We start from the raw sequence: 26,044 nt of genomic DNA, 5'->3' as shown, positions 1-26,044 counted from the left end.
ATGGACAGACGCAATTTCCTGGCCCGCAGTGCCGCCCTTGGCTGTTCTCTGGCCGCCAGCCCGCTGGTCACGCCGGTCAGCTTCGCCGCGACGCCGGGCGATGCCCGGCTGGTGGTCATCATCCTGCGCGGCGGCATGGATGGCCTCGACGTGGTGGCGCCCTATGGCGATCCGGATTTTGCCGCCCTGGGCCGGCCGGGACCGGACATGGACGGGGGCGCCTTCGATCTCGACGGGCAGTTCGCGCTGCACGGGGCCCTGGCCCCGTTGCGCCCGCTCTGGCAGGCGGGTGACCTGGGTTTCGCCCATGCGGTCTCGATCCCCTACCGCGACAAGCGCAGCCACTTCGACGGCCAGGACCTGTTGGAAGCCGGCGTGGCCGCCTCGGACGCGCCCTTGCCCGATGATGGCTGGCTGAACCGTCTCGTCCAGAATCTGCCCGGGGCCAGCGCGGAAACCGCCTATGCCATCGGCAGCGAGCCGCTGCGCATCCTGTCGGGGCCTGCGCCCGTAAACCGCTGGACGCCGGAGGCGGACCTGCGCCTGTCGCCTCAGGCCATTCTGCTGACCCAACGGGTGATGCAGTCCGATCCTGCGATGGCCGCAGCGCTGGAAAGCGCCTTTGCGCTGGCGGGAGGTGACGGTGACGGGTTGGCCTTTTCGGGCACCCCCGGCGACATGATGGCCGCGATGCGGGACGACATGATGGCGCCGCGCGACCGGCATCGACCGGGCCGTGTGCTGGCGGAATTTGCCGGTGCGCAATTGCGGGATGCGGCGCGGATCGCCTGTTATTCCCTGAACGGCTGGGACACGCACAAGTCGCAGGAGCGCCACCTGGCCCTGTCGCTGGAACAGCTGTCGGACTCGCTTCTTGCCCTGCAAGAGGCCCTGGGACCAGAGGCCTGGGGCAAGACCACGGTGGCTGCGGTGACCGAATTCGGGCGGACCGCGCGCTGGAACGGGACAGAAGGCACGGACCACGGCACCGGTGGGGCAATGGTACTGGCCGGTGGCGCCCTGCGCGGGGGCCGTGTCATCACCGACTGGCCCGGCCTAGGCGACGGAGCGCTTTATGAAGAGCGTGACCTCAGACCCACCCGCGACCTGCGGGCGCATCTGGCCTGGCTGTTGCACGGACAATTCGGCATCGCTCGCAGCACGCTGGAAACCACGGTCTTTCCCGGACTCGACATGGGAAGCGACCCGGGCCTGTTGTTGTAGTGCGGGCGGTCAGATCGCCATGCGATCGGCCACGCGGTCCTGAACCAGGGCAGACACACGGTCCAGACCGGGCTTAACCGGACGGCCAGCCGCACGCGCATCGGCCAGGTCCTCTGCTGCCTGCTGCAACACGCCGTCGCCCGCGCTGCGCGCGACCCCGGCAAGGAACTGCGTCAGGTAGGCCAAGGTCTGTGGGTTGCGCGCGTCGCCCAGCACGTCTGCCGCGTGGGCCATGTCATCGCGGTAGGACAGGGGATCGGGGACCACGGGATCGTCGCAGACAAGACGCGGGCCGGTGGGACGCCGTTCGCTGGGCAGGACCGACAGGATGGCGTTCTGGAAGGCGACAACCGAAGAGATCGGCTTGCCCAGGAAACCGTCGGCACCGGCGGCCAGGGCCACTTCTTCGGCGAAGGTGTCGCCGCTGGTGCCCAACAGGACATCTACGCGCGGACAGGTCGTGCTGAGTTCGGCGATCAGGTCTGCACCCGACCCATCCGGCAGGCCCAGGTCGATGATCACCACGCTGGGCCGATAGACCTGCAGGTGCCGTCGCGCCGACTTCAGGCAGTCCGCACGGCGGATACGCGCCCCGGACCGCAGGCACAACAGGCGCATGGCATCACAAGAGTACCGGCTGTCCTCAACCACGAGGATGGTCAGCCCAAGCAGGGGCCGCGTCGCGGTAGGACGCAGGTGCGGGGAGAGTTGATCATAGTCGTCCATGTCGGGGCTCCTCATCGAGTCGCCTGCCAGATTGGCCCCGACAAGGTGAACAAGCGGTTAAGGGTCGCACCGGCTTGTCCGGCCTGTGTCGTCACGCCATAACCTCTGCCAACGCCAGACATGGAGAGACAAATGATCGGACGCCTGAATCACGTTGCCATCGCCGTGCCCGACCTAGAGGCCGCCGCCGCACAGTACCGCACCGCGCTGGGTGCCAAGGTCGGAGAGCCGCAGGACGAGCCCGACCACGGCGTGACCGTGATCTTCATCGAACTCCCGAACACCAAGATCGAGCTGCTGTATCCACTGGGAGAAAACTCTCCGATCCAGGGGTTCCTGGACAAGAACCCCTCGGGCGGCATCCACCACGTCTGCTACGAGGTCGAGGACATCCTTGCGGCGCGCGACCACCTGAAGGAAACCGGCGCCCGCGTGCTGGGCACCGGAGAGCCAAAGATCGGCGCACATGGCAAGCCCGTGCTCTTTCTGCACCCCAAGGACTTCAACGGCTGCCTCGTGGAACTGGAGCAGGTCTGATGGGGATCACCTCGGCCATCGTCCTCTTTGCCGTGATCTGGTTCATGACGTTCCTCTGCGTCATCCCGATCCGGCTGAAGACCCAGGGAGACCTGGGCGACGTTGTGCCCGGCACCCATGCCGGCAGCCCCGAGGTGCATAACCTCAAGCGCAAGGCCTGGATCACGACCGGCATCGCCTTCGTGCTCTGGGCCGTCATCGCCTCGATCATCGTCTTCGAAGTGATCACGGTGCGCGACATCGACGGTTGGATGTTCGACCGGATGGACGGCAGCTCGCACGTCAACTGATTGGGACCGCGCCCCTAGCGGGCGCGGTTCACCCGGTGGAACACATGGGTAAAGGCCGCCGCCCCCAGCACGGGAACCAGCAGGTTCACGATGGGAACGGTCAGGGGCACCGCCATCACCACACCCGTCACCCAGATCGTCAGCATGTGCCGGCGCCGCAGCTTGCGTGCCTCGATCCGGCCGACACGGCGCATGGCGGCCAGCGTGAAATATTCCCGACCCAGCAGAAACCCGTTCAGCGCCCAGAAGATGAAGGGCGCGAAGGGGATAAAGATCAGGTAGACGATCAGCGCCAGCAGGTTCGCCAGGACCATTGTCCCGAAGAACCCCAGCGCATCCATCAGGCCATCTGAAAAGCTGACCGGGGTTGCGGCGGGCAAACCGGGATAGTGGCGGTCCTCGACCGCCTGCGCGACTTCTTCGAGGAACATCGAGATGATGGCCGAGGCCACCGGCGTCATCAGGAAGACCGACAACAGCAGCATGACCGGCACCGAGGCCCAGCTTGCCGCGTCGTCGAGCCATTGCACCGTGCCGATCCAGGGCAGCGTGACGGCATCTCCGACCATCCAGCCGACCACGTTGAACACCACCACGACGGCGGCGATCAGCGCCCCCAGCGTGATCCCGATCCCGCGCAACAGCACGCCGCGAAAGCGCGGATCAGGCATTTGCGCCATGGCGCGGCTGACGGCATCGAAGATCATTCCGACACCCAGCTGACGATCTGGTCAAGGTCGGGGCGCGGACGTTCCGGCGGCGTGGCGCCTTCGGTTCCGATGTGGATGAACCCGGCGATCTTTTCATCTGCGCCAAGCCCCAGTGCGCCCTCGACAAAGCCGCGATCATGGCTGGCCCAACCCGACAGCCAGTTCGCGCCCCAGCCTGAGGCCAGCGCCGCGTTCAGCAGCGCAAGACAGGCGGCACCCGCCGAATAGGTCTGTTCCAGCGCCGGTATCTTGGGGCTGTCCTTCCGCACCTCGACGACGGCAACGCAGAGCGGGCTGCGCTCCCATGCGTCGCGTGCCTTGGCGATGTCCTCGTCACTCTTGCCCAGCCGGGTGCCGCACTCTGTCACGGCATCCGCCAGACGCCGCATCGCGGGCGCCCGCAACACGATGAACCGCCAGGGCTCCAGCTTGCCGTGATCGGGGGTCCGCGCCGCTGCCGTCAACAGGGGCATCAGCGCGGCATCGTCGGGGCCGGGCGCCTTCAACGTCTTGGCCGGGCGCGACCGGCGGCTCAGCAGAAAGTCCATTGCAGCGGGGTTCGGGATGGGCATGGCGTCTCCTGTCATCGTCCGCCGTTATGTCAGGCCGCAGGCGCCGGGTTTCAACCGGGAATATTGCGCATCACGGCGCAGCCTGTATGCGGGGGGCATGAAACAGCCAGATCTCTCCGACCTTGCGGTGCCGGGCGCCACGCTGACCGTGCGTGTCACGCCCAGGGCATCGCGCAATGCCGTCATCCGAGACGGGGACAGCCTGCGCGTCACGGTCACGACGGTGCCGGAGGGCGGCAAGGCCAATGCGGCGGTGATCAAGCTGCTGGCCAAGGCGCTGGGACTGCCGAAAAGCCGGCTGGAACTGGTGCGCGGCGAGACCGCGCGGGACAAGCTGTTTCGAATCGCCGACTGAGCCGGGATTCAATCCTTGCGCCGATAGACGCCTTCGGGCGTGTTCACCGCCGCCACCAGGTCCTGCATCTGCGAAATTGACAGGGTGATCCGCTGCATCCTGTCGGTGCGCGGGTCGTATTGCTCGACCGTGATGCAATCCTCGAAGCCCGAGATGACCACGTCCTCTTGCAGGGGCGGGCCGCCTTCGTCCACCAGGGTCACGACGGTGGCGTCAAAGTCATGTTCTACGCTGTACATGTCGTCAGCCTAGCCCGCGCGCCCCTTGCCGGAAACCGATTCGGCACGACGCTGACGCCGCCGGTACAGGGCATATAGCGCCGGGGCCACGAGGTGATCGTAGATCAGGCCCAGAATGCGGCTCAGTATCGGCAGGCGCACCAGCCAGGCCAGCCAGCGCAGGCGCGGCATCTCTGCCCAGAGGACGGCAAAGGCGGGCAACCCGCTGTAAAGCGTGCCGTCCTTGACCACATGAAACCTGCGGGCCGCCTGGTCGCGGGACAGTCCGTGATCTTGATGCGTGCCTTCGGAGAGCCCGGCAAAGCCGACATCGACGCCGTCACGTTCCGCCATGCGGCGATAGCCTGCCACCTCGCGCGAACAGATCGGGCAACTGTCGTTGTAGATCACGGTTGGCCTTTCGGTCATGCACTGAAACCTAGATCACCGGCGCAACACTGCCAATTGATCGCGACCGGCTGGAACAGAAGGTCGCGGCAGCTTAGGGTCGCGGTACACTCATCGTTTTCCGGACCCTCCATGACCCGACTGTTGCCGCTCATCGCCCTTGCGTTGCTGTCCGCCTGTGCCGCGCCCCTGCCGGCCCCCGCGCCCAGTGCCCTGGGCGGATCCGAGGCCCAGCAGCGCGCCAACCGCGCCGCGCGGCAATTCGTGCAGGTCGTGCAGACCGTCGAGCCGGTGGCGGAACGCGAATGCCGCGAGCGGACCCGGGGGCTGAACTGCGATTTCCAGATCGTGATCGACGACCGAGCCGAGCTGGCGCCCAATGCCTTCCAGACCGTCGACCGGTTCGGCCGACCGATCCTGGCCTTCAACATCGGCATGATCAACTCGGTCCGGAACGCGGACGAACTGGCCTTTGTCATGGGGCACGAGGCCGCGCATCACATACTCGACCATCTCGCCAAGACCAAGCAGAGCGCCACCATCGGCGCCGTGGTCTTTGCCGGGATTGCCGCCATCAGCGGGGCCGAGGCCGAGGCCGTGCGCAATGCCGAACAACTGGGTGCAGCGGTGGGCGCCCGCACCTATTCCAAGGAGTTCGAGCTGGAAGCGGACCAGCTGGGCACGATCATCACCTATCGCGCCGGCTTCGATCCCTTGCGCGGGGCCGAGTTTTTCGCGCGCATTCCCGATCCCGGCAACAGGTTCCTTGGCAGCCACCCGCCCAATGCCGCCCGCCTCAAGATCGTGGCCGAGACGGAAAAGGCGCTGCGCCAGCGGTGACGCCTCACCCTGCGGCAACCCTGCGTTGACCTGAGTCAAGGCGACCGCGCGCCCGCTCTGCCATGCTTTGCCTCGACGACAGAGGACAGAGGGAACGGATCAATGCAGAGCAGAGCGACACTGAAACGCCATGCGGCGCTGGTCGATGACATGGCGCAGGCCCGCGGGATAGACCTTGAAGAACAGATCATGCGCGGAAAGCTGACGGTCTCTGAACTGGAGGACGCGGTGTTGCGCTGCACGGCCTGCACGTCGCCAGAGACCTGCGCACGCTGGCTGGGCAATCGCGAAGACACCGAGACGCCCGCGTTCTGCCGCAACTCCGGCCTGTTCCGTTCCCTGGAAGCGGGCTGAGAGATGGACGGAACGCGCCCTGCCCCGACCCGCCCCACCGTCTTGGGGGATGAAACCGAGCACTACTGGCTGGTCCAGCGCATGGCCAAGGCCACCGGCGTCGATCTGGTCGGCGCGATGGACGCCGGGCTGCTCACGCAGGAGGACTGGGCGGGACTCGTCACGCGCTGCCGGGGCTGCACTTGGTCCGAGGGTTGCGGTCAATGGCTGAACAAGCCCGTGGACGACACGCGCAGCTTTCCCGGCACCTGTCTGAACCGCAAACGCCTTGCCGCGCTGCAAGACGCGATGGAAGGCACCACGTCCTAGGAGAAGAAAGATGGGACTGACGCTTGGTGACCCCGCCCGGCATTTTTTCATGACACGCAGCGTTGCGCGGGTCATGGGCCTGAGCCTCAGCGATGCGTTGAACGATGGCAGCCTGGCACCGGGCGCCTATGCCTCGATGGTCACCGCCTGTCGGGGATGCGCCTTGGTCGATGCCTGCGAGCAATGGTTGTCTCGCCAGACCTCGCTGACCGGGACACCGCCCCCGGGGTGCTACAACGGCCCCATACTGGCCGAGCTTCAGCGACGCCAGTGACGGTCACCTGCGGGAAAGAGACGCCCGGGCCAGAATGACAACAGGGGGCGTTTCCGCCCCCATTTTTTCTGTCATTGCGACCGCAGGTTCTGGGCCGATTCCTTGATCGCCTCGTATTGGCCCGAAGGCCGGAACCGCCAGAGATAGTCCGGCAGCACCGCCTGAACGGACATCGGCGAGATCCCTAGGTCGGAGAACCCCCGAGCGCCTTCGGCGGTGACGTTGTCCTGGCGCAGGCTGCGGACCTGGTCGGCGGTGATCTGCGCGGGAATCAGGCCCAGCGAGAGGCTTTGCACGAGATCCGAAACCGCCCCGATGACACTTGCGGCAAAAAAAGGAATGTTTGCCACGAGGCGACGGCGGCGGATCACGTCCAGCATCACCTGCATCAGTTCGCGGAAGGTCATCACGTCCGGACCGCCCAGTTCATAGATGCCCGGCTCTGCCTGTCCCAGAACGCCCTTGCCGGCAGCCTGCGCCACGTCGTCCACGTAGACCGGCTGGAATTTCGTTGCGCCGCCGACGATCGGCAGCACAGGACCCATGCGGGTCATCGAGGCGAAGCGGTTGAAAAAGGCGTCCTCGGGGCCGAAAATCACCGACGGGCGCAGGATCACGGCCTGCGGCATGTGCTCAAGGACGGCTTCCTCACCTTTGCCCTTGCTCTTGGCGTAAAGGCTCTTGCCCTTGGGATCGGCACCGATGGCAGAAACATGCACCATCCGCGAAACGCCTTCCTCGGCGGCGATGCGTGCGATGCGCTCCGCGCCTTCGTGCTGAACGGCGTCAAAGTTGTTCTTGCCGCCCTTGTCGAAGGTGCCGACGCAATTCACCACCGCATCGGCCCCCTGCATCACGCTGCGGACGCTGTCGTCATCGCGGATGTTGCAGAACACCGGTTCGACCTGGCCGACGACGCCATAGGGCCGGACAAAGATCGCCTCGTTCGGGCGGCGGCAGGCGACACGGACGCGCCAGCCCTCCCTGGCCATGCGACGGGCGATATAGCGTCCGACGAATCCCGAGCCGCCATAGATGGTGACGAGTTTGGACATTGGGGCGCGCCCTCCTGTAGCCAGCTTTCCCGGCAGGAATACCGGCGCGGCGCCTCGCCCGCAAGGCGCCGCATTGCCGCGTGAAGATTTCTTGAAAATGGCCGTTGACACCCCCTCGCACCACCTTTAAACGCCTGCCTCACGCTCCTGATGCCCAGGTGGCGGAATTGGTAGACGCGCTGGTTTCAGGTACCAGTGACTTCGGTCGTGGAGGTTCGAGTCCTCTCCTGGGCACCATTTTCCAAGACATGAAAAACATCGGCTTACCCGCACCGGGACGCCTAAATATCGTGCCGAGAAATCCGCTCGCGCCCGGCACCTTCGCGACGCTTCAAAGTTCAGGAATTCGATCTGCGCCCCAAGAGTCAGCGCATGCCTTCGGTCAATCGTGACCAAGGACTCGGGGACACCGGCTCAGGCCTTGAGAAAGGCGTTCCGGTCGACGAGAAACTTGTCCGACAGCGGCAGGCTGGCCGCGCCCAGCGCGCGCGCGTCGCGACCGATGCTGCCTTCGCGCAGGTCCGGCACCTCGATTCCCGCAACGCGAATCTCGTTCAGCCGTCGGCGGGTATGATCGACAAGGGAGGTACGGACGGAATCGGGCAGCCAGCCGTCGATCACCACACATTCAAAGTCGATCAGGCAAGAGGCCGAGAGCGTCGCATAGGCCAGCCCCTCGGCGGCCTTTTCCACCCAGGTGGACAGCACGTCGCCCGGCAGGTTCCATTCGGTCGGGTTGTCCCAAATCAGGCGACTGTCGCCCCCTTCGCCGATCACCAGTTGTTCCAAAGTGTAAATCGAGGCCACGTCGACCAGTTGCCGGACCTTCGCGCCCTTGATTCCGATGGGGATAGAGGCGAGGGCGGCTGCGTTGCCGCTGCGCCCGGTAAAGACCGTGTTGTCGATCACCAAACCGCCGCCCACAAAAAAACCGACGAAGAAATACAGGAAGTCGCGCGGCTTGTTCTGATCGCCAAAGACCAGTTCTGCCCCGCAGGCGGCAGACCCGTCGTTGCGCAGGTAGACCGGAAACTCCCAAGTGTCCGCGATTTCGGCTGCGATGTCGCGTTCGCGCCAGGCCTCCATTTCGGAACTGGTCAGGCCCAGCGGGCGCGCCCAGTCCCACAGGCGAAACGGTGTTGCGATTCCCAGGCCCGACACCTTCTTGCGGTTCTCCGGCGTCAGCTGGTCCAGTAGCTGGGCAATGGCCGTGTTGGCGAAAGTCACAACGCTTTCGGGAGTCGGATAGCGATGCGACAGGTGTACCCGGCCTTCGACGTGACCGTGGAAATCCGTCAGGATAAGGTCCAGCGAGCGGCGGCCGACCTTCAACCCCAGGAAATAGGCGCCGCCCTGCGCCAGGCCCATCGGCACAGAAGGCTGGCCGACCTTGCCGCGCACAGGTTCTCCCTTTTCCAGCAGGCCTTCCTTTTCCAGCGCGCGCATGATGACCGAAACGGTCTGCGCCGAAAGCCCAGTGCGCCGGGCGATCTCTGCCTTGGCGAGCGGCCCGAACTGACGGACAAGCGACAGGACAAGGCGTTCGTTATGGGCCCGCACCCCGCTCTGGTTAGAGCCTCGAACCCCATCGGCGGGCATTGCCGCCGCCTCTCCCTCTGCCTTTGTGCCGTCCAATTTCATCGGGTCTGTTCTCGTCTTCTTGGCCAATGGTGGCTGCCTGACAGACTCCATGCCGGACGGCCTTCTGTCAATAATAAATAAAGTGGATTTATTAATGTTGACAGACTCGGTCCGAATCGGCTTTCTAGATGGCATGGGGCCGGCGAACCCTGCCCTCGGGCTCGGTTCACCACGCGAGGGGCCCCGCGATACGTCGAAAGACATTCTGGGAGGATACCATGACAAAGCTTCTGACCGGCACGGCCATTGCCCTGACCGCCGCCGCTCTGGCCAGCGGGGCAAGCGCCGCCAGCCATTCGATCAGCGCCTGCCTGATCACCAAGACCGACACCAACCCCTTCTTCGTCAAGATGAAGGAAGGCGCGACCGCCAAGGCCGAAGAGCTGGGCATCGAGCTGAAATCCTTTGCCGGCAAGATCGACGGCGACCATGAAACCCAGGTTCAGGCGATCGAGACCTGCATCGCCGACGGCGCCAAGGGCATCCTGCTGACCGCATCGGACACCTCGTCCATCGTTCCCGCCGTGCAACAGGCGCGTGACGCCGGCATCCTGGTGATCGCCCTGGATACACCGCTGAGCCCGATCGACGCCGCAGACGCGACCTTTGCCACCGACAACTTCCTGGCCGGTGAACTGATCGGCAAATGGGCCGCCGCCAAACTGGGCGACGATGCAGCCGATGCCAAGATCGGCATGCTGGACCTGGCCGTGTCGCAACCGACCGTGGGCGTTCTGCGTGACCAGGGCTTCCTGACCGGCTTCGGGATCGACGTCATGGACGCGTCCAAGTGGGGCGACGAGACCGACCCGCGCATCGTCGGCAACGACGTGACACAGGGCAACGAGGAAGGCGGTCGCCGCGCGATGGAGAACCTGCTGGCGCAGGATCCCTTCATCAACGTGGTCTACACAATCAACGAACCCGCCGCCGCCGGTGCCTACGAGGCGCTCAAGGCCATCGGGCGTGAAAATGACGTGCTGATCGTTTCTGTGGACGGCGGTTGCCCCGGTGTTCAGAACATCGCGGACGGCGTGATCGGCGCCACCTCGCAGCAGTACCCGCTGATGATGGCCAGCCTGGGCATCGAGGCGATCAAGAAATGGGCCGACGAGGGCGTCAAGCCCGAGCCGACCGAGGGCAAGGACTTCTTCGACACCGGCGTGGCCCTGGTCACCGACGAGCCGGTCGAAGGCGTCGAGTCGATCTCGGTCAAGGAAGGCCTGGACCTCTGCTGGGGCTGATCCCCTCCGCCTGAGACAAGAACAAGGGGGCGCCGCCCGCCCCCTTGCCAATGGACGCGTCGCCACCCGATCGACTAGGCTGGTTGAAAACGCGCATCAGAACGCACCCACATAGACGGGAGGACCCCCATGTCAGAGTCTGCCTCAAAGGGGCAGGACTACGAGTCGTCGTTGTCCGGCGCCAACCAGCAAGTGGCCGAATTCGAAAAGCGCGAGGGGTTTGTCTACAAGCTCCAACACGCATTGCACACGAACCCCGCGCTGGTTCCGCTCATCGTGCTTGTTCTGTCCATCATTGTTTTCGGGCTCTTGCTGGGATCGAAGTTCTTTTCGCCCTTCGCCCTGACCCTCATCCTGCAACAGGTTCAGATCGTCGGCATCGTGGCCGCCGCGCAATCGCTGGTGATCCTGACTGCAGGGATCGACCTCAGTGTAGGCGCCATCATGGTCATGAGCTCTGTCGTCATGGGCCAGTTCACCTTTCGCTACGGCATTCCCCCAGGTATCGCGGTGGTCTGCGGCCTGGCCGTCGGCACCGGCATCGGCGCCATCAACGGGCTGCTGGTCACGCGGATGAAACTGCCGCCCTTCATCGTGACGCTGGGCATGTGGCAGATCGTGCTGGCCGCCAACTTCCTCTACTCGGCCAACGAAACCATCCGCTCGCAGGAAATCGCGGAAAAGGCACCGATCCTGCAGTTCTTCGGCAACGTGATCCAGATCGGCAGTGCCCGCCTGACCTTTGGCGCGATCTTCATGCTGATCCTCTTTGCGGTGCTGACCTATGCGCTGACACAAACCGCCTGGGGCAGGCACGTCTATGCGGTGGGCGATGACAAGGAAGCCGCCGAACTGTCAGGGATGGAGGCGAACAAGGTTCTCGTCTCGGTCTACGCGCTCTCTGGCCTGATCTGCGCCTTTGCCGGATGGGCCCTGATCGGGCGCATCGGCTCGGTCTCGCCGACCTCGGGCCAGCTGGCCAACATCGAAAGCATCACCGCCGTGGTGATCGGGGGCATCTCGCTCTTCGGCGGTCGCGGCTCTGTGCTCGGCTCGCTCTTCGGGGCGCTCATCGTGGGCGTGTTCACCCTTGGCCTGCGTCTGCTGGGGGCTGACGCGCAATGGACTTACCTGCTCATCGGCGTGCTGATCATCGCTGCCGTCTCTGTCGACCAATGGATCCGGAAGGTGTCGGGATAATGACTGTGCAACCTATCGTTCAAGGCCGCGGAATCGTGAAGCGTTACGGCCACGTCACCGCGATCAACCACTCCGATTTCGATCTTTTCCCCGGCGAGGTGCTGGCGGTGATCGGAGACAACGGCGCCGGCAAATCCTCGATCGTCAAGGCGATCTGCGGCGCCGTCCAGGCCGATGAGGGCGAGATCAGGATCGAGGGCAAACCGGTGCACTTTTCCTCGCCCCTGCAGGCGCGGGAAATGGGGATCGAGATCGTCTACCAGCAGCTTGCCCTGTCCCCGGCGCTGTCCATCGCGGACAATATGTTCGCCGGACGAGAGCTGCGCAAACCCGGCATCATGGGCAGCGTCTTTCGCCAGCTCGACAAGAAGGCGATGGAGAAATTCGCCCGGGACAAGCTGACCGAACTGGGCCTCATGACGGTCCAGTCGATCAACCAGGCGGTCGAAACCCTCTCCGGCGGCCAGCGCCAGGGCGTCGCCGTGGCCCGCGCCGCCGCCTTTGCCAGGAAGTTCATCATCATGGACGAGCCGACCGCCGCACTGGGCGTCAAGGAAAGCCGCCGGGTTCTGGAACTGATCCAGGACGTGCGCGCCAAGGGCATCCCGATCATCCTGATCAGCCACAACATGCCGCATGTCTTCGAGGTGGCGGACCGCGTCCACATCCACCGGCTGGGCAAACGGCACGCGGTGGTCGACCCGGCCAAGATCTCGATGTCCGAAGCCGTGGCCATCATGACCGGTGCGATGGAACCGCCCCCCGTCGAGGAACAGCAGCTTGTGCCCAAGGCCGCGGCATAAACCCGGCATTGCCGCCCCCGAAACAGGCAGGGGGCGGCCCCTTTACTGGGACCTGCTTGCAACAGGGCGTTCACGGGTTCACGCTGCCCCCTGTCGGGTCTGGCCAATGTCGGGAAACTGTCGTTAGCGATAACAGGCGTGGCACGGGTCAGTGGCGCGCGAACCGCCGCCCGAAGGACAGGACCGATCCTATGAAAGACGACATCCTCGCACATCTGCGTTACTCGCTTGGCAAGGACGCCGGGCATGCCGCGATCTACGACTGGCGCATGGCGTTGTCGCTGACGCTGCGGGACCGGATGATGGATTCCTGGTTCCAGAGCACCAAGACCAGCTACGACCGCCATGCCAAGCGCGTCTACTACCTGTCGATGGAATTCCTGATCGGCCGCCTGGTCGAGGACGTGGCCGCCAACCTTGGCCTCGTCGAAGAGGCCCGCGCCGCGGTGGCCGAGCTGGGCCAGGATTATGACCTGCTGGTCAAGGACGAACCGGACGCGGCCCTGGGCAATGGCGGTCTGGGCCGGCTGGCCGCCTGCTTTATGGACAGTCTCGCCACGCTTGGCATTCCCGCGATGGGCTATGGCATCCGCTACGAACACGGGCTCTTCGAGCAGGATTTCGTCGAGGGCCAGCAGATCGAAAAACCCGAAACATGGCTGCAACAGCGCCACGCCTGGGAATTCGAACGCCCCGAGGTCAGCTACAAGGTCGGGTTCGGCGGCCATGTCCACCACCACGAGGGCAAGGCGCAGTGGCATCCGCATGAAACCGTGATCGCCACCGCCTTCGACACGCCCATCGTCGGCTGGCAGGGGCGTTGGGGAAACACGCTGCGCCTGTGGTCGGCACGGCCGCAAAAGGAATTCGACCTGGCCAGCTTCAACCGGGGCGACTACCTCGCCGCCAGCCGGTCCGAGGCGCTGGCCCGCACGATCTGCCGCGTCCTCTACCCGGACGACACCACCGAAAGCGGCAAGGAACTGCGCCTGAAGCAGGAGTATTTCTTTACGGCCGCGTCCATCAAGGACCTGCTGCGCCGCTTTTTCACCGATCACGACGATATCCGCCAGCTTCCCGATGCGGCCGCGATCCAGTTGAACGACACGCACCCGGCCATCGCGGGGCCGGAACTGGTGCGCATCCTGGCCGACGAACACGGGTTGGAGATGGCAGAAGCCATCGACCTCGCCCGCCGCTGCCTGGGCTACACCAACCACACCCTCTTGCCCGAGGCGCTGGAACGCTGGCCCGAATGGCTGCTGGGCCGCGTTTTGCCCCGCCACCTGGAAATCATCCGCGCCATAGAGTCCGGCCAGCAGGCGCAATATCCCGGCAGCCCGCGCATCCTGGACCACGGCAACGTCAACATGGGCGAATTGGCCTTCATCATGGCGCACAAGGTCAACGGGGTCTCGGCGCTGCACACCGACCTGGTGAAATCGACCGTCTTTGCCGACCTGCACCGCATCCACCCGACCCGCATCGTGAACCAGACCAACGGCATCACGCCGCGCCGCTGGCTGCATGGCTGCAACCCGGCGCTGAGCGGCCTCATCACCCGGGAAATCGGCGAGGGTTGGGCGGCGGACCTGGAGCAACTGGGCGCTCTGCGGACCCGCACCGGCGATCCGGACTTCCTGCGCGCCTTCATGGCTGCCAAGCGGACCAACAAGGAGCGCCTGTCGAACTGGGTGCAGGATCACTGCGGCATCGCCATCGACCCGGATGCGATGTTCGACGTCCAGATCAAGCGCATACACGAATACAAGCGCCAGTTGATGAACATCCTCGAAACCATCGCGCTCTGGAACGAGATGCACGCCAATCCGCAGGCGGGCTGGACGCCCCGGGTCAAGATCTTCGGCGGCAAGGCGGCGCCTGGTTATCACGTCGCCAAGGAGATCATCCGCCTGATCAACGACGTGGCCGCAGTGGTGAACAACGATCCGGTCACGAAGGATCTGCTGAAAATCGTCTATCCGCCCAACTACAACGTGACGATGGCCGAACTGCTGATCCCGGCGGCGGACCTGTCTGAGCAGATCTCGACCGCCGGCAAGGAAGCCAGCGGCACCGGCAACATGAAATTCGCCCTGAACGGTGCGCTGACCATCGGCACCCTGGACGGCGCCAACGTGGAAATCCGCGAACATGTGGGGGCGGAGAATTTCTTTCTCTTCGGCCTGACCGCCGAAGAGGTGATCGAACGGCGCAGCCACCACGGCTATGCCCGCGCCGCCATCGAACAAAGCCCGCGGATGCAGAAGGTGCTGGCCCAGATCGCCGAGGGGCGCTTCTCGCCGCAGGAATCGGGCCGCTATCACGGGCTTGTCGGCAACCTCTGGGACCACGACCATTTCCTCGTGTCCTGCGATTTCGACAGCTACTTCGACACCCAGCGGCGCGCCGACGAGGCCTTCAAGCACCAGGCGACCTGGGCGGCAATGGCGCTCAGCAATACCGCCAGCGTCGGTTGGTTTTCCTCCGACAGAACGATCAGGGGTTACGCGCGTGACATCTGGAACGTGCATAGCGCCATTGACGGCCAACTGGAGCAAAGCGCATGACAGCCCCTCTCGACCAACGCACCGCCCGAAACATCGTCGAGGGACGCCACGGCGACCCGTTCTCTGTTCTTGGCCAGCACACCCTGCCGGACGGCAGCCAATGCGTGCGGGTCTTTTACCCGAACGTCGACCGGGTCGAGGTGCTGGCGCGCGACAGTGGCATGTTGCTGGCGGTGCTGGAGCCGGTCGAAGGCGCGCCCGGGATGTACGACGGCATCCTGCCGGGGATCGCCGGGCGATATGACTATCGCCTGCGTCTGTCGCGCGGCAACGACAGCTGGGAAGAAGAAGACGCCTATGCCTTCGGCACCGTGCTGGGCGAGATCGACGAATACCTGCTGGGCGAGGGCACGCATGGCCAGCTCTGGCGCGCACTGGGGGCGCATCTGACAAGCTACGCCGGCACCTCGGGCGTACATTTCGCCGTCTGGGCGCCCAATGCCGCGCGCGTTTCGGTGGTGGGCAACTTCAACGAATGGGACGGACGCCGCCACGTCATGCGCCGCCGGGGCCCGACCGGTATCTGGGAGATCTTCGTGCCCGGCGTGGCAGAAGGCGCGCTCTACAAGTTCGAGCTGCTGGACGCCAACGGGATGCTCCTGCCGCTCAAGGCCGATCCGGTGGGCTTTGGCGCCGAATTGCCGCCCAACACTGCCTCTGTCGTCCGCGACCTTGGACAGCATTGGTGGATGGACAATGGCTGGATGGCGACACGCTGGCACAAGCACCGCATCGACCAGCCGATCTCGATCTACGAGGTGCACCTGGAAAGCTGGCGCCGCGTACCCGAAGAGGACGGCCGCCCGCTGACCTACCGCGAACACGCCGAACAACTGGTGCGATACGCGGCAGACATGGGCTTTACCCATATCGAGCTGACGCCGATTTCCGAATATCCCTTCGGCGGTTCATGGGGCTATCAGCCGGTGGGTCTTTACGCGCCCACCTCGCGCTTTGGCACGCCCGAGGATTTCCGGGCGCTGGTCGAGGCCGCGCATGGCGCGGGCCTTGGCCTGATCATCGACTGGGTGCCGGGCCATTTCCCCACCGACAGCCACGGGCTGGCGCGGTTCGACGGTTCGGCGCTCTATGAACATTCCGACCCCAAGGAAGGCTATCACCCGGACTGGAACACGCTGGTCTACAACTATGGCCGCACCGAGGTGGCGAATTTCCTGATCGCCAACGCCCGTTACTGGCTGGAGGAATTCCACATCGACGGGCTGCGCGTCGATGCGGTGGCCTCGATGCTCTATCGCGACTATTCCCGCAAGGACGGCGAATGGATCCCCAACCAGCACGGCGGACGCGAAAACCTGGAAGCCATCGCCTTTCTGCGGCACATGAACGAACAGGTCTATGCCGCACATCCGGACATCATGACCTTGGCCGAGGAATCCACCGCCTTTCCGGGCGTCAGCGCGCCCACCGATACCGGCGGGCTGGGTTTTGGCTTCAAGTGGAACATGGGGTGGATGAACGACACCCTGCGGTACATGGGCGAGGACCCGATCAACCGCAAATACCATCACGACAAGATGACCTTCGGGCTGCACTACGCCTTTTCGGAGAACTTCGTGCTGCCGCTCAGCCATGACGAGGTGGTGCACGGCAAGGGCTCTCTGCTGTCGCGGATGCCGGGCGACGACTGGCAGAAATTCGCGAACCTGCGGGCCTATTTCGGCTTCATGTACGGCCATCCCGGCAAGAAGCTGATGTTCATGGGCGGCGAATTCGGCCAGTGGGAGGAATGGAACCACAACCGCAGCCTTGACTGGCACCTGCTGGAACAGGAGCCGCACAAGGGGATGCAGCGGCTGGTCCGCGATCTCAACACGTTCTACCGGGGCACGCCGGCGCTCTACCAGCTGGACAGCAAGGCAGAGGGCTTTCGCTGGATCGACGGCGGCAACGCGGCGGAATCCATCTTTTCCTGGGTCCGCATGGGCGACGAGGGCGAGGCGCCGGTGCTGGTGGTGTCGAACTTCACGCCGGTGACACGGCATGGCTACCGGATCGGCGTGCCGCTTTCAGGCCACTGGGACGAACGCCTGAACACCGACGCGCCGCTTTACGGCGGCAGCGGCCAGGGCAACCCAGGCGGGGTGACCGCAACGGCAGACTCCGCACATGGCTGCGCCTATTCGATTGAAATCACCGTACCGCCGCTGGCGACGGTATTTTTTCAACTGTCCGGGGGGGAGTGACCGGACGCCAGATAACGGGGGAGGACCACATGGAATACGACAGGTTCAGACTGGCCCAGCAGACGATGGCCTATGTCCTGGCAGGCGGGCGCGGATCGCGCCTGAAGGAGATGACCGACATCCGAGCCAAACCCGCGGTCTATTTCGGCGGCAAGACAAGGATCATCGACTTTGCCCTGTCGAACGCGGTCAATTCCGGAATCCGCCGCATCGGCGTCGCAACCCAGTACAAGGCGCACAGCCTGATCCGCCACCTTCAGCGCGGCTGGTCCTTTTTCCGGGCCGAGCGCAACGAGGGATTGGATATTCTCCCGGCCTCACAGCAACTGAACGAGGAAAACTGGTACAAGGGCACCGCCGACGCGGTCACGCAGAACATCTCGATCATCAAGGGATACGAGCCCAAGTACATCCTGATCCTGGCCGGGGACCACATCTACAAGCAGGATTACTCCTACATGATCGAACAGCATGTGGAATCCGGCGCCAAGGTGACGGTCGGCTGTATCGAGGTGCCCCGCGAAGAGGCCAAGGGCTTTGGCGTCATGGCGGTGGACGAGAACGACAAGATCCTGGAGTTTGTCGAGAAACCCGCCGACCCGCCCACCATGCCGAACGATCCGACACGCTCGCTGGCCTCGATGGGGATCTATGTCTTCGAGACGGATTTCCTGTGCGAGCTGCTGGAGGCGGACGCGCGCGACCCCAACTCCAGCCATGATTTCGGCAAGGACATCATCCCCGGGCTGGTGGCCTCTGGCGATGCCGTCGCCCATCCCTTTGGCCGCTCCTGCGTCATGTCGGGGCTCGAACGCAAACCCTACTGGCGCGATGTCGGCACGCTGGATGCCTACTGGCAGGCCAATATCGACATGACCGATTTCGAGCCCGAGCTGGACATCTACGCCACCGACTGGCCGATCTGGACCTACTCCGAGCTGACGGCCCCGGCCAAGTTCATCCACAACGAGGAAGGCCGGCGCGGTCAGGCCGTGTCCTCGATGGTCTCGGGCGGCTGCATCATCTCGGGCTCGTCGCTCTATCGCTGCCTGTTGTTCACCGGGGTCAAGACGCATTCCTATTCACAGATGGAAGGCGTCGTCGCCCTGCCCTATTCCGAGGTCGGACGGCGGGCGCATATCAAGAACGCGATCATCGACCGTGGCGTGAAAATCCCGCCGGGTTTGGTCGTGGGCGAAGACCCCGAGCTTGACGCCAAGCGATTCCGGCGGACCGAAAACGGCATCTGCCTCATCACCCGCAAGATGATCGAGGAACTGGAGTGATCGCATGAAGGTGCTGATGGTCGCCTCGGAATGTGCGCCTTTCGTCAAGACCGGGGGGCTGGCGGACGTGGCGGGCGCGCTGCCCGGTGCGCTGGCGCCGCTGGGGGTCGAGGTCAAGACCGTCCTGCCCGCTTACCCGGCGCTGTTCCCCTTGCTGGCCAAGGGCAAGGAGGTGGCCAGCTTTGGCGACCTGCCCGGCGGTCCCGGGCGTCTGGTCGAGGTTCAGGCCGAGGGGCTTACCCTGTTGCTGCTGGACGCGCCGCAGCTTTTCGACCGGCCCGGCGCGCCCTACACCGGCGCCGATGGCAAGGACTGGCCCGACAATCACCGCCGCTTCGGTGCGCTGGCGCAGGCGGCGGCACGGATCAGTTTCGACGGGCTTGACGGCTGGGTGCCGGACGTGCTGCACTCGCATGACTGGCAAGCGGGGCTGGCGCCGGTCTACCTGAAACAGGACGGACGCACGCCGCCCAAATCGGTCATCACGATCCACAACATCGCCTTCCAGGGCCGGTTCGGCCCGCATGTCATGGGCGACCTGCAGTTGCGCAGCGACTTGTTCCACCCCGGCGGGCTGGAATATTACGGCGATGTCAGTTTTCTCAAGGCGGGGCTGGTCTATGCCGATCACATCACCACCGTCAGCCCGACCTACGCGCGCGAGATCCTGACACCGCAATTCGGCATGGGGCTGGACGGGGTGTTGGCAGGCCGGGCCTCGGACCTGACCGGCATCCTGAACGGCATCGACCTGGAGGCCTGGAACCCCAAGAGCGACCCGGCCCTGACCGCGACCTACGGACTGAAACGGCTGGGCGCCAAGACCAAGAACCGCGCCACCCTGGCCGAGCGGCTTGGGCTGGACCCCGACCATGACGGCCCGCTTTTTTGCGTCATCAGCCGCCTGACCCTGCAAAAGGGACTGGACGCGCTGGCCGGCGCCCTGCCTGCGCTGGTCGCCGGCGGCGGCCAACTGGCGCTGCTCGGCTCGGGCGAGCCAGAGCTGGAGCAGGCCTTTCGCGACGCCGCCGCGCGCTTCCCCGGAAAGGTTGGGGTCGAGATCGGCTATGACGAGGCGCTGTCGCACCTGATGCAAGGGGGATCGGATGCGATCCTGATCCCCTCGCGGTTCGAACCCTGCGGCCTGACCCAGCTGTACGGGTTGCGCTACGGTACCTTGCCGGTGGTGGCGCGGACCGGCGGGCTGGCCGACACGGTAATCGATGCCAACCACGCGGCGCTGGCGGCGGGCGTGGCCACCGGCTTTGTGTTCGACGATGTCTCTGTCGCCGGGATCGAGGGCGTGATTGCCCGCGCCATCGCCGCCCATGCCAACCGGGACCTGTGGAAACAGATGCAGGCGGCGGCCATGCGTCAGCCCGTTGGCTGGGAAAGCTCGGCCCGCGACTATGTCCGGATGTACGAGACGCTCTGCGCATGACCGAACCCGGGGGCGGCACATATGGGATCGGCGCAGGCCGGCCAAACCGGCTGGGCGCCGTCTTTGACGGAGAAGGCACCAATTTCGCGCTCTTCTCGGATCATGCCCAGCGGGTCGACCTGTGCCTCTTCTCGCCCGATGGCAAAACCGAGCAGCAACGCCATTCGCTGCCCGAACGGCGCGGCGCGGTCTGGCACGGGTATGTCCCGGGGCTGAAGCCCGGAGCGCTTTACGGCTATCGTGTCCACGGTCCCTTTGCCCCCGAGCGCGGCCACCGCTTCAACGCCAACAAGCTGCTGGTCGATCCCTACACCCGCGCCCTGCACGGCGGGTTCAGCACCCATCCCGCGACCTTCGGCTACAGCCCCGGGTCGGCGGATGGCGATCTGTCGTTCAGCTCGTCCGACAGCGCGGCCCATACACCCAAATCCGTGGTCTGGGACCCCGCCGACTATCCCACCGGCGCCAGGGGACTGCGGCGCGGATGGTCCAACACGGTCATTTACGAAACCCACGTCCGGGGCAGCACGATGCGCCACCCGGACGTGCCCGAGGCGCTGCGTGGCACGGTCGAGGGGCTGGCCTCGGACGCGATGCTGGACCATCTGACCCGGTTGGGCATCACCACGGTCGAACTGCTGCCGGTGCAGGCGATCCGGTCGGAAAACGCGCTGACCGGGCGCGGGCTGGTCAATTACTGGGGCTACAACACCGCCGGGTTCTTTGTTCCCGAACCGCGCTACCTTGGACCTGCGGGCGTGGCAGGCTTCCGCCGGATGGTCGACAGGTTCCACGTGGCGGGAATCGAGGTGATCCTTGACGTGGTCTACAACCACTCGGCCGAGGGCGATCACCTTGGTCCCACCTTCTCTTTTCGTGGGCTCGACAATGCCTCCTACTATCGCCTCGTCGAGGGGCAGCCCCGGTTCTATGTCAACGACACCGGCACCGGGAACACGCTGAACACCGACCATCCCTTTGTCCTGCGCCTGATCCTCGACAGCCTGCGCTTCTGGGTGGACTGCATGGGCGTCGACGGGTTCCGCTTTGACCTGGCCACCACCTTGGGGCGCGAACGGCAGGGGTTCGACCGGCACGGCGGCTTCATGGATGCGCTGCGGCAGGACCCGCTGCTGGCCGAGGTCAAGCTGATCGCCGAACCCTGGGATCTGGGACACGGCGGTTATCGACTGGGCCAGTTCCCGCCCGAGTTCGCCGAATGGAACGACCGCTTTCGCGACACGGTACGGCGCTTCTGGCGCGGCGACGGGCATGCGGCGCAGGATCTTGGCTCGGCGCTTCTGGGCACGGCGGACCTGTTCGACACGCGTGGGCGCCGCGCCTGGGCCTCTGTCAACTTTGCCGCCGCCCACGACGGGTTCACGCTGGCCGATGTCACCGCCTATTCGAAACGCCACAACCAGGCCAATGGCGAAGGCAACCGCGACGGCCACCATGCCAACCATTCGGACAACCTGGGCGAGGAAGGCGAGACCAAGGACGCGACGATCCTGTCCGCTCGTCGCCAGCGGGTGCGCAACATGCTGGCCACGGTTCTGCTGTCGCAGGGCACGCCCATGATCCTTGCGGGCGACGAGGGCGGCAATTCGCAAGGCGGCAACAACAACGCCTATTGCCAGGACAATGAAACCAGCTGGCTGGACTGGGCGACGATGGACAAGGACCTGGTCGATTTCACCGCCGCGTTGATCGCCTTCCGCAAGGCGCATGGCGTGCTGCGGCAGGGCCGGTTCCTGCACGGGGTCCAGCGCGCGGACGGCAAGCCGGACGTGGAATGGCGCGGCTTTGACGGCAGCGCGCTCAACTGGCGCGATCCGGGACTGTCCTCGCTCTGCCTGCTGCTGCGCGGCTGTGCCGAAAGCCCGTCGGGCTGCGCCGACACCGAGGAGATCCTGCTGGCCTTCAACCGCGAGGGCAGCGATCAGGTCCTTGAACTGCCCCCGCCCGCAGGCACATGGCGGCGCGAGATCGACAGCTCGGCGCCGCGCCAGAACCCGCAGGACATCACCGAGGCGACCGTCACCGTCGCCGCATTCAGCGTCGCGGGCTTTGTCCGCCACCCGGAGAAGACGACATGACCGGAGCCGACGAGGCCCTGCGCGCCCTGGCCAAGGCCTATGGCGTTCACCTGGGCTTTCACGACCTGCAAGGCCATGAACACGCCGCCGCACCGGAAACGCTGCGCGCGCTCCTGGGGGGGATGGGCGTTGCCGCCGATACGCCCGCCACGGTGGCCGAGGCGCTGGAGCAGTTGCGCGTCCGCCAGGACGAAAGCCCCGTGCCATCCGAGATCCTGGCCCGCGCCGGTGCACCCCTGTCGCAGCCCGTTCCGGCGCCCTGCGACTGGATGCTGCTGGACGAGAGCGGCGCCGAGGTACAGGCGGGACGGGCCGGGGAAAGTATCGACCTCGGGCCGATGGACGTGGGCTATTTCACTCTGCATGTCGCGGCACCGGACCGGCACGCCGAATCGCTGGTGCTGGCGGCCCCGGCCCATGCACCAACCGTTCAGGACCTGACCGGGCGGGCAAAGGGATGGGGGGTCTGCGGCGCGCTTTACGGTCTGCGGTCCGGGCACAATGGCGGGTTGGGCAGCTATGGCGACCTGCCCGCCGCCCTGCGGGCGCTGGCGCAGGCGGGGGCGCAGTTCTTCGGGCTGAACCCGATCCATGCGCTGGGCTGGACGGCGGAGGAGATGACCAGCCCCTATTCGCCCACGCACCGGGGCTTTTTCAGCACCGATCACATCGCACCGCGCGCCGGGCTGGGACCGACACCCCGGGATGAGCTGATCGACTACGCCACCTACCGCCGCCGCCAACGGGGCGCGCTGCACAGCGAGTACCTGCGCTTCGAGGCCGCCCCCGAAGCCGAGCGCCGCGCCTTTCAGCGCTTCCGGGCCGAGGGTGGCGCCCGGCTGGATACCTTTGCCCAGTTCGAGGCGCTGAGCGCGCTGCACGGCGAGGATTTCCGCAACTGGCCCGATGCCTTGCGACGTCCGGGCCCCGACGCCGCGCGGGCCGCCGCAGAGGACGTGGAATTCCACCAGTGGCTGCAATGGCGGGCCGAGATACAGATCGATGCCGCGCAGGCCACCGCGCGCGAGGCGGGAATGGATTTCGGGCTGTACCTGGATCTGGCGGTGGGCGCGCGACCCGGCGGCGCCGAGGTCTGGATGCACCGCGACACCATCGCCCAAGGCGTCACCATCGGCGCCCCGCCCGATCACCTGAACCCCGAGGGCCAGTCGTGGAACCTGGCCGCCCATGCGCCCGCACGCCTACGCGCCGCGCAGTATCGCCCGCTGCGCGCGATGTTGCGCAAGCTGATGGCCAAGGCGGGCATCCTGCGGGTGGATCACGCGCTGGGGCTGTTGCGCAGCTTCTGGATTCCCGGTGACGGCAGCCCTGGCGGCTATGTCTCGCAGCCTTTCGAAAGCCTGCTGGCGGTGATCGCCATCGAGGCGGCGCGGGCGCACTGTCTTGTGGTGGGGGAGGACCTGGGACTGGTGCCTGACGGCTTTCGCGAAACCCTGAACGGCGCCGGGTTGCTGAGCTATGCTGTCTGGCAATACGAAACGGCAGCGGACGGAACACTCTGTGATCCCAAGGACCTGCGCGCCTTCTCGCTGGCCTGTTTCGGCACCCATGACACGCCGACGCTGCGCGGGTTCTGGTATGGGCAGGACATCGACTGGTGGCAGCGCATGGGCTGGCTGAACAGCGGCCAGACCCGCGCCCGCCACGACGAGCGCGCCCGCCAGCGCGCGGGCCTGCGCGACATGTGCCACCTGCCGCCAGAGGCCGGTCCCGACCGGATCGCCGAAGCGGTGCAGGCCCGGCTTTGCACGGCGCCGTCGGCGCTGGTGGCGCTGCAACTGGACGACCTGCTGGGCTGTCTCGAGGCCCAGAACCTGCCCGGCACCGTCACCGAGCATCCCAACTGGCGCCGCCGCCTGCCCGTGGCGGTCGATGGCCTCAAGCCAGCATTGCCCGCCAGCCGCATTCGCGCTTTCATGCCCGTGGACCGCAGCGGGACCGCTTCGAAAGGACCCTTTTCATGACGCCCATCACCCGCCCCCTGACGCCCTTCGACGGCCAGAAACCCGGCACCTCGGGCCTGCGCAAGAAGACTCGGGTCTTCATGCAGGACGGTTATGTCGAGGCCTTTGTCCAATCCATCTTCAACGCCATCGGCGGTGTCTCGGGCAAGACCTTCGTCGTCGGCGGGGACGGGCGTTATTTCAATGCCGAGGCGATCCAGACCATCCTGCGCATGGCCGCCGCGCAGGGCGCGGCGCGCTGCATCGTCGGGCGGGAGGGCCTGTTGTCGACACCCGCCGCCTCGCACCTGATCCGCAAGCGCGGCGCGGACGGCGGGCTGGTCCTGTCGGCCAGTCACAACCCGGGCGGGATCGACGCGGATTTCGGGCTGAAATACAACATCGCCAACGGTGGCCCGGCGCCGGAAAGCGTGACCGCGGCGATCCATGAACAGACGCAGGGCATTTCCGAATACGTCACGCTGGAAACGCCGGACGTGGACCTGGGCCTCCTGGGCGAAACCGCGCTGGGCAAGATGACGGTCGAGATCCTGGATCCGGTGGCCGACTACGCCGCGCTGATGCAGGAGTTGTTCGATTTCGACGCCATCCGGGCGCTGATCGCCGGGGGACTCAGCCTGAAATTCGACGCGATGCATGCGGTGACAGGCCCCTATGCCACTGCGATCCTTGAAGGAATGCTGGGCGCGCCAAAGGGTACCGTGCTGAACGGCGTGCCCTCGGTCGATTTCGGCAAGGGACATCCGGACCCGAACCCGATCTGGGCCAAGCCGCTGGTCGACATGGTGATGCGCGACGACGGGCCGGATTTTGCCGCCGCCTCGGACGGCGACGGCGACCGCAACATGATTCTGGGCAAGGGCATCTATGTCACGCCCTCGGACAGCCTGGCGGTGCTGGCCGCGAACGCCCATCTGGCACCGGGGTACGCGCGCGGGCTGGCAGGCGTGGCGCGGTCGATGCCGACCAGCCGCGCCGCCGACCGGGTCGCAGAGAAGCTGGGCATCGAGAGTTTCGAGACGCCGACGGGCTGGAAGTTCTTCGGCAACCTGCTGGACGCGGGCCGCACCACGCTCTGCGGCGAGGAAAGCGCCGGCACCGGGAGCGACCACGTCCGCGAAAAGGACGGGCTGTGGGCGGTGCTCTTGTGGCTCAACATATTGGCCGCACGCAAGATTTCCGTGGCGGAGATCCTGCAGGACCACTGGCGCAGCTATGGGCGCGACTACTATTCGCGGCACGACTACGAGGCGGTGGACTCTGCCGCCGCCGAAGGGTTGATGGCCGATATGAATGCCCGTCTGGACGATCTGCCGGGGACCGAAGTGGGCAATCCGCCCAAGGTGATCGCCCGCGCCGACCAGTTTGCCTATACCGATCCGGTGGACGGATCGGTCAGCAGGAACCAGGGCTTGCGGATCTTTTTCGCGGACGACAGCCGGGCGGTGATCCGCCTGTCGGGCACCGGAACAGAGGGCGCGACGATCCGCGTCTACCTGGAACGCTATGAACCTGCCGGGGGCGATCTGAACGTCGAGACCCAGGCCGCGCTGCGCGACCTGGCGGCCGCCGTGAATGCCCTGACGGGCCTCTCCGAACGGACCGGGCGCGAGGCACCGGATGTCATGACCTGACCCGCCCAAACCGGGCTTGCACACTCCATGCAAGGCCCTGCGCATGAGATGCGCAGGGCGCG

The 26,044-nt window shown here is 65.6% G+C and carries 25 protein-coding genes and 1 tRNA gene; 19 read left to right on the top strand and 7 right to left on the bottom strand.

Annotated elements, in window-relative coordinates:
- Positions 1-1,224 (top strand): DUF1501 domain-containing protein, encoded by a 1,224-nt coding sequence (locus G9Q80_RS27910; protein ID WP_184757139.1) that lies wholly within the window; start codon positions 1-3, stop codon positions 1,222-1,224.
- Between the two features lie 9 nt (positions 1,225-1,233).
- Here the strand turns inward: G9Q80_RS27910 and G9Q80_RS16400 are convergent, their stop codons facing one another.
- Complete coding sequence (locus tag G9Q80_RS16400; RefSeq protein ID WP_043140593.1) at positions 1,234-1,950, bottom strand: response regulator transcription factor; 717 nt, start codon at positions 1,948-1,950, stop codon at positions 1,234-1,236.
- A 132-nt stretch (positions 1,951-2,082) separates the two neighbouring features.
- Between G9Q80_RS16400 and mce the strand changes: the two genes are divergently transcribed.
- Positions 2,083-2,487, top strand: a complete 405-nt coding sequence (mce, locus tag G9Q80_RS16395) for a methylmalonyl-CoA epimerase (RefSeq protein ID WP_043140590.1) — start codon at positions 2,083-2,085, stop codon at positions 2,485-2,487.
- Positions 2,487-2,777 (top strand): DUF1467 family protein, encoded by a 291-nt coding sequence (locus G9Q80_RS16390; RefSeq protein WP_069210554.1) that lies wholly within the window; start codon positions 2,487-2,489, stop codon positions 2,775-2,777. Before mce ends, G9Q80_RS16390 begins: the two co-directional genes overlap by 1 nt.
- 14 nt (positions 2,778-2,791) lie before the next feature.
- On the opposite strand, the gene G9Q80_RS16385 is transcribed toward G9Q80_RS16390, so the two are convergent.
- Positions 2,792-3,484: an EI24 domain-containing protein gene (locus G9Q80_RS16385; protein ID WP_069210553.1), complete on the bottom strand. Its 693-nt coding sequence runs from the start codon at positions 3,482-3,484 to the stop codon at positions 2,792-2,794.
- Complete coding sequence (locus G9Q80_RS16380; protein ID WP_088714676.1) at positions 3,481-4,059, bottom strand: nitroreductase family protein; 579 nt, start codon at positions 4,057-4,059, stop codon at positions 3,481-3,483. The genes G9Q80_RS16385 and G9Q80_RS16380 overlap by 4 nt, the downstream gene beginning before the upstream one ends.
- A gap of 97 nt (positions 4,060-4,156) precedes the next feature.
- Between G9Q80_RS16380 and G9Q80_RS16375 the strand changes: the two genes are divergently transcribed.
- Positions 4,157-4,414 carry a DUF167 domain-containing protein gene (locus tag G9Q80_RS16375; RefSeq protein ID WP_069210603.1) on the top strand — a complete coding sequence of 86 codons (258 nt, stop codon included), beginning with the start codon at positions 4,157-4,159 and terminating at the stop codon, positions 4,412-4,414.
- A gap of 8 nt (positions 4,415-4,422) precedes the next feature.
- Here G9Q80_RS16375 and G9Q80_RS16370 read toward each other — a convergent pair whose 3' ends face one another.
- Positions 4,423-4,653, bottom strand: coding sequence for a DUF8831 family protein (locus G9Q80_RS16370; RefSeq protein ID WP_043140582.1), 231 nt, complete (start codon positions 4,651-4,653; stop codon positions 4,423-4,425).
- Between the two features lie 9 nt (positions 4,654-4,662).
- Positions 4,663-5,061: a thiol-disulfide oxidoreductase DCC family protein gene (locus G9Q80_RS16365; protein WP_088714675.1), complete on the bottom strand. Its 399-nt coding sequence runs from the start codon at positions 5,059-5,061 to the stop codon at positions 4,663-4,665.
- Positions 5,062-5,172: 111 nt separating this feature from the next.
- Here G9Q80_RS16365 and G9Q80_RS16360 point away from each other — a divergent pair, with 111 nt between their 5' ends.
- The 4 genes from G9Q80_RS16360 to G9Q80_RS16345 all read left to right on the top strand — a co-directional run bounded on the left by G9Q80_RS16360 (position 5,173) and on the right by G9Q80_RS16345 (position 6,817).
- Positions 5,173-5,880 (top strand): M48 family metallopeptidase, encoded by a 708-nt coding sequence (locus tag G9Q80_RS16360; protein WP_088714674.1) that lies wholly within the window; start codon positions 5,173-5,175, stop codon positions 5,878-5,880.
- A 102-nt stretch (positions 5,881-5,982) separates the two neighbouring features.
- A complete protein-coding gene (locus tag G9Q80_RS16355; RefSeq protein ID WP_074621921.1) occupies positions 5,983-6,234 on the top strand; it encodes a DUF6455 family protein in 252 nt (83 codons plus the stop codon).
- Between the two features lie 3 nt (positions 6,235-6,237).
- Positions 6,238-6,543 carry a DUF6455 family protein gene (locus G9Q80_RS16350; protein WP_074621922.1) on the top strand — a complete coding sequence of 102 codons (306 nt, stop codon included), beginning with the start codon at positions 6,238-6,240 and terminating at the stop codon, positions 6,541-6,543.
- 10 nt (positions 6,544-6,553) lie between these two features.
- Positions 6,554-6,817 (top strand): DUF6455 family protein, encoded by a 264-nt coding sequence (locus G9Q80_RS16345; protein WP_074621923.1) that lies wholly within the window; start codon positions 6,554-6,556, stop codon positions 6,815-6,817.
- A gap of 71 nt (positions 6,818-6,888) precedes the next feature.
- Here G9Q80_RS16345 and G9Q80_RS16340 read toward each other — a convergent pair whose 3' ends face one another.
- A complete protein-coding gene (locus tag G9Q80_RS16340; RefSeq protein WP_088714673.1) occupies positions 6,889-7,872 on the bottom strand; it encodes a complex I NDUFA9 subunit family protein in 984 nt (327 codons plus the stop codon).
- A gap of 152 nt (positions 7,873-8,024) precedes the next feature.
- Here G9Q80_RS16340 and G9Q80_RS16335 point away from each other — a divergent pair.
- Positions 8,025-8,109: transfer RNA gene (locus tag G9Q80_RS16335), tRNA-Leu, on the top strand.
- Positions 8,110-8,286: 177 nt separating this feature from the next.
- Here the strand turns inward: G9Q80_RS16335 and G9Q80_RS16330 are convergent.
- Positions 8,287-9,513 (bottom strand): ROK family transcriptional regulator, encoded by a 1,227-nt coding sequence (locus G9Q80_RS16330; protein WP_232788175.1) that lies wholly within the window; start codon positions 9,511-9,513, stop codon positions 8,287-8,289.
- A gap of 218 nt (positions 9,514-9,731) precedes the next feature.
- On the opposite strand from G9Q80_RS16330, the gene G9Q80_RS16325 reads away from it, so the two are divergent.
- The 10 genes from G9Q80_RS16325 (at position 9,732) to G9Q80_RS16280 (ending at position 25,982) form a co-directional block, all read left to right on the top strand.
- Positions 9,732-10,757: a sugar ABC transporter substrate-binding protein gene (locus tag G9Q80_RS16325; RefSeq protein WP_043140561.1), complete on the top strand. Its 1,026-nt coding sequence runs from the start codon at positions 9,732-9,734 to the stop codon at positions 10,755-10,757.
- A gap of 129 nt (positions 10,758-10,886) precedes the next feature.
- Positions 10,887-11,957: an ABC transporter permease gene (locus G9Q80_RS16320; RefSeq protein WP_043140558.1), complete on the top strand. Its 1,071-nt coding sequence runs from the start codon at positions 10,887-10,889 to the stop codon at positions 11,955-11,957.
- Entirely contained in the window at positions 11,933-12,760 is an 828-nt protein-coding gene (locus tag G9Q80_RS16315) for an ATP-binding cassette domain-containing protein (protein WP_052244427.1), read from the top strand. The genes G9Q80_RS16320 and G9Q80_RS16315 overlap by 25 nt, the downstream gene beginning before the upstream one ends.
- A gap of 191 nt (positions 12,761-12,951) precedes the next feature.
- Complete coding sequence (locus G9Q80_RS16310; RefSeq protein WP_088714672.1) at positions 12,952-15,330, top strand: glycogen/starch/alpha-glucan phosphorylase; 2,379 nt, start codon at positions 12,952-12,954, stop codon at positions 15,328-15,330.
- Positions 15,327-17,537 (top strand): 1,4-alpha-glucan branching protein GlgB, encoded by a 2,211-nt coding sequence (glgB, locus tag G9Q80_RS16305; RefSeq protein WP_088714671.1) that lies wholly within the window; start codon positions 15,327-15,329, stop codon positions 17,535-17,537. Before G9Q80_RS16310 ends, glgB begins: the two co-directional genes overlap by 4 nt.
- A 29-nt stretch (positions 17,538-17,566) precedes the next feature.
- Positions 17,567-18,823 carry a glucose-1-phosphate adenylyltransferase gene (glgC, locus tag G9Q80_RS16300; protein WP_043140549.1) on the top strand — a complete coding sequence of 419 codons (1,257 nt, stop codon included), beginning with the start codon at positions 17,567-17,569 and terminating at the stop codon, positions 18,821-18,823.
- 4 nt (positions 18,824-18,827) lie between these two features.
- A complete protein-coding gene (gene glgA, locus G9Q80_RS16295) occupies positions 18,828-20,264 on the top strand; it encodes a glycogen synthase GlgA (RefSeq protein ID WP_088714670.1) in 1,437 nt (478 codons plus the stop codon).
- Entirely contained in the window at positions 20,261-22,363 is a 2,103-nt protein-coding gene (glgX, locus tag G9Q80_RS16290; RefSeq protein ID WP_088714669.1) for a glycogen debranching protein GlgX, read from the top strand. Before glgA ends, glgX begins: the two co-directional genes overlap by 4 nt.
- Positions 22,360-24,348 carry a 4-alpha-glucanotransferase gene (malQ, locus tag G9Q80_RS16285; RefSeq protein WP_157903804.1) on the top strand — a complete coding sequence of 663 codons (1,989 nt, stop codon included), beginning with the start codon at positions 22,360-22,362 and terminating at the stop codon, positions 24,346-24,348. Before glgX ends, malQ begins: the two co-directional genes overlap by 4 nt.
- A complete protein-coding gene (locus G9Q80_RS16280; protein ID WP_088714667.1) occupies positions 24,345-25,982 on the top strand; it encodes an alpha-D-glucose phosphate-specific phosphoglucomutase in 1,638 nt (545 codons plus the stop codon). Before malQ ends, G9Q80_RS16280 begins: the two co-directional genes overlap by 4 nt.
- The last annotated feature ends 62 nt before the right edge of the window (positions 25,983-26,044 follow it).

Origin of the sequence: Mameliella sp. LZ-28 (genome assembly GCF_012274245.1) — a bacterium.
GTDB lineage: Bacteria > Pseudomonadota > Alphaproteobacteria > Rhodobacterales > Rhodobacteraceae > Antarctobacter > Antarctobacter albus.
Note: the sequence above shows the minus strand (reverse complement) of the source record. Positions and strands in the feature narration are given on the sequence as shown.